The following is a 3815-nucleotide window of genomic DNA, read 5'->3' as shown; positions in this document are numbered from 1 at the left end:
AAGCACCTACCCAGCCTCTGCCGCCTCCCGGCCCCACCAAGACGGGCGCTTTGTTTTACGATTCCCACATGCACACCCCGCTGTGCAAGCATGCCTGGGGTGAGCCGGAAGAGTATGCCCAGCAGGCCCTCAAGGCCGGCCTCAAAGGCATCATCTTCACCTGCCACTGCCCCATGCCAAACGGATTCTGGCCCACGGTGCGCATGTCGGAGAGTGAATTCGACACCTACCTTGCCATCGTTCAGCGTGCCGCTGACGCCTTCAAGGGCAAGCTCGACATCCGCCTCGGCATCGAAAGCGAATACTTCCCCGGTTGTGAGGAATACATCGCCTCCCTCCACAAGCGTGCCGACTTCCATTACGTGCTCGGCGCCGTCCACTGGCAGGCCAAGGAATACCTCAACAAGTTCGAGACCGGCACCATCGAGAACTTCCGCCGCACCTATTTCGAGCACCTCGCCAAGTCGGCTGAATCCGGCCTCTACGACTGCTTGGCACACCCGGACTTGGTCAAAAACTACCATCCAGATTCCTGGTGTTTTGCCATCGTCAAAAACACCGTCTCCGGCGCTCTCGACCGCATCGCGGCCACCGGCGTGGCTATGGAGTTGAACACCTCCGGCCTCAACAAGAGCTATTCCGAAATGAATCCGGGCAACGAAATGCTGCGCATGATGGCAGATCGCAAGATCCCCATCGTCCTCGGCTCCGATTCGCATCGGGCCGTTCGCGTCGGCGAGCATTTCGTCACCGCCTTGAACCACCTGACTGAAGCAGGCTACGAAAACGTCAGCTACTTCCTCAACCGCCAGCGCATCGACCTCCCCATCTCCGAGGTCCTCGCCAGCTTGAAGAAAGCCGCCGACCACAACGCCTGATTTCCCCCCATGGTTCGCACAGGCATCGGTTACGACGTTCACCCCTTTGAAACAGGCCGCCCCCTCGTCCTCGGCGGTGTCACCATCCCGCATTCGCGCGGCCTCAAAGGCCATTCGGATGCGGACGTGCTCAGCCACGCCATTGCCGACGCCGTCCTCGGCGCTCTCGGCGAGCCCGACATCGGCCACTGGTTTCCGCCCAGTGATCCCACCATCGAAGGCATCTGCAGTCTTAAAATCCTCGAAAAATGCGCCCAGATCGCCGCAGACAAGGGCATGCGCATTGAGAATGTGGATTCCTCTCTTATCGCTGAAGCACCCAAGGTGAATCCCCACGCCGCCGCGATGAAAAAGAACATCGCCGCAGCTCTGGGCATCCAGCCCGATCAGGTCGGTGTCAAAGCCACCACCAACGAACGCCTCGGCTTCGTTGGGCGTGAGGAAGGCATCGCTGCCATGGCCGTCGCCTGCATCAGCAAAATCTGATTTAGCGGGATTCTGCAAATCCCTCTTTTTTGTCTTCTTGCCAGCATGATCGCAAGAGTGGAAAGAACTCGTGTTCCGTCCTCGTGTTCACTCTTCGCCCGTTGATGCCTTTCACGGCTTCAATTTTACTCGTCATTCTGATTTCGTCATCCCCCATGTCCGACTCCGCTGCTGCCGCCGCTCTCGTCTCAGGTTACAACAAACTCAAAGCTGCTCTCGGCAGACGGATCGTCGGACAGGAGGCCGTCATTGAGCAGGTGTTCATCGCCATCGCCGCCGGCGGCCACAGCTTGCTTGAAGGGGTGCCCGGTCTCGCGAAGACCCTGCTCGTCAAATCGCTCTCGGACGCGATGCACCTGAGCTTCCGCCGCATCCAGTTCACGCCTGACCTGATGCCTGCGGACATCACCGGTACCGAGATCATCCAGGAAGATGCGGAGACAGGCCGCCGCAAGCTCGTCTTCCAGCCTGGTCCGATCTTTTCCCAAATCATCCTTGCCGACGAAATCAACCGTACGCCGCCCAAAACGCAGGCCGCCCTGCTGGAGGCCATGCAGGAAAAGCACGTCACCGTCGGTCAGGTCACGCATGAACTGCCCAAGCCCTTCTTCGTGCTCGCCACGATGAACCCCATTGAGCAGGAAGGCACCTACCCGCTCCCTGAAGCCCAGAAAGACCGCTTCCTCTTCCTCATCAAGGTCGATTACCCTACGCGCGACGATGAGCGCGAAATCATCGCCCGCACCACGGGTGGTCAAACACAGGAAATCGAAGCCGTTATCACTGCTGAAGAACTGCAGGCCGCACAGCAGCTCGCCCGCAAGGTGCCAGTGCCGGATCACGTCATCGACTTCGTCCTCGATCTCGTCCGCTCCACGCGCCCCACGGAACCCGACGCCTCCGAATACGTGAAGAGCATGCTCAGCTGGGGAGCCGGCCCGCGTGCAAGCCAGATGCTCGTCCTCGCCGGCAAAGTCCGCGCCCTTCTCCAGGGCCGCACCCATGTCACCACGGACGACATCGAAGCCCTCGCAGCTCCTGCCCTGCGCCACCGCCTCGTTCCCACCTTCCACGCCGAAGCCGAAGGTATCACCGTGGATCAGATCATTGCCGAACTGGTGAAGAAGACGAAGAAGAGCGAAACGCGAGTGCTGTGAGCGGCTGCGCCACACGCCCGGCCCCCTAATTCCCCACATCAGTGGCTACTCTCTCTGACATCCTTCAAGCCGAAGACATCACCAGTCTGCAGACTCTGCAGCTCTTTGCGCGCACGGTTGTCGAAGGCTTCACCACCGGTCAGCATGCCTCGCCGCACAAAGGCTTCAGCGTCGAATTCCGTCAGCACCGGCCTTATGTTCAGGGGGATGAAATCCGCCGTCTTGACTGGAAGATCTTTGGCCGCACCGACCGCTTCTACATCCGTGAGTTTGACGAAGAAACCAATCTGCGCGCCACCGTCGTTCTCGATGCCAGCGGTAGCATGGGTTACCGCGGCCAGAAGGGCATTTTGAAGTTCGACTACGCCCGCAAGCTCGCCGCCTCGCTGGCCTACCTGCTCATGAGTCAGCAGGATGCCGTGGGCCTCATCACCTTTGACTCCAAAATACGCGACGTCATCCCCTGCCGCACCAAGATCACGCACCTGCATTTGCTGCTTGAGACCATGGTCAAGACCGAGCCCGGCAAGGACACCAGCCTCGCCCCGGTGCTCGAATCCCTCGCGCAGCGCCTCAAACGTCGTGGCCTCGTCATTCTCATCAGCGACTTCTTCGACGATCCCGCTGCGCTCCTGCGCTCCATCGGCGTCCTGCGCAAGAAAGGCCACGAGATCATCGCCCTCCAGCTCTGGGACCGCGACGAAATCGACTTCCCCTTTGGCAACTGGGCGCGCTTTGAAAACCTCGAAAACGACGACGACTTTCTCCTCCTCGATCCCGCCACGATCCGCCAGCGCTACATCGAGGCCCAGCAGAACTTCGCCGCCCAGCTCAAGGAAGGCTTCCGCAAACATCAGGTCGATTACTTGAGCCTGCCCACCGACGAATCCCACTCCGCCGCGCTGCGGAGCTATTTAGCACTGAGAATGCGATGAGTTTTCTTCACGGCATTCTCCTTTTTGGCGCAGCGGCCTTTCTCATCCCGCTGATCATCCACTTGTTGAACAAGCGGAAGGTCGTCACCGTGCGCTGGGGTGCCATGCACCTGTTGCATGAGGTCATCCGCCAGCGGAAGCGCAAGATGAAGGTCGAGCAGCTCCTGCTGCTCATCACGCGCATCGCCATTCCCATCGTGCTCGCACTCTGTCTCGCACGTCCGGTGCTCACGGCGCTGCGCTCTCTCGGCCTCGGCAGTTCCTCGCTCATCGTCATGCTGGACGATTCCTTCTCCATGCGCGCCCCCGCCGCACAGACCACGCTGCCCGGCGGCACCGTCATGCAGCAGGCGCGTCAG

5 protein-coding genes are annotated in these 3815 nt (G+C 60.3%); all 5 read left to right on the top strand.

Annotated elements, in window-relative coordinates; translation table 11 throughout:
* Window positions 1-878: histidinol-phosphatase (locus tag ACIREA_RS28310; RefSeq protein ID WP_397385675.1), on the top strand; the 878-nt coding region annotated here is incomplete at its 5' end.
* 9 nt (window positions 879-887) lie between these two features.
* Window positions 888-1364 (top strand): 2-C-methyl-D-erythritol 2,4-cyclodiphosphate synthase, encoded by a 477-nt coding sequence (ispF, locus tag ACIREA_RS28305; RefSeq protein ID WP_397385674.1) that lies wholly within the window; start codon window positions 888-890, stop codon window positions 1362-1364.
* A gap of 155 nt (window positions 1365-1519) precedes the next feature.
* Window positions 1520-2521, top strand: a complete 1002-nt coding sequence (locus ACIREA_RS28300; RefSeq protein WP_397385673.1) for an AAA family ATPase — start codon at window positions 1520-1522, stop codon at window positions 2519-2521.
* A gap of 41 nt (window positions 2522-2562) precedes the next feature.
* Window positions 2563-3456: a DUF58 domain-containing protein gene (locus ACIREA_RS28295; RefSeq protein WP_397385672.1), complete on the top strand. Its 894-nt coding sequence runs from the start codon at window positions 2563-2565 to the stop codon at window positions 3454-3456.
* Window positions 3453-3815 (top strand): BatA domain-containing protein (locus tag ACIREA_RS28290; protein ID WP_397385671.1); only part of this gene is annotated, 363 nt, incomplete at its 3' end. The genes ACIREA_RS28295 and ACIREA_RS28290, both read left to right, overlap by 4 nt.

The organism is Prosthecobacter sp., from assembly GCF_044373815.1.
Taxonomy (GTDB): Bacteria; Verrucomicrobiota; Verrucomicrobiia; order Verrucomicrobiales; family Verrucomicrobiaceae; genus Prosthecobacter.
The sequence above is the reverse complement of the archived record's forward strand: the minus strand, read 5'-3'. Positions and strand labels throughout refer to the sequence as shown.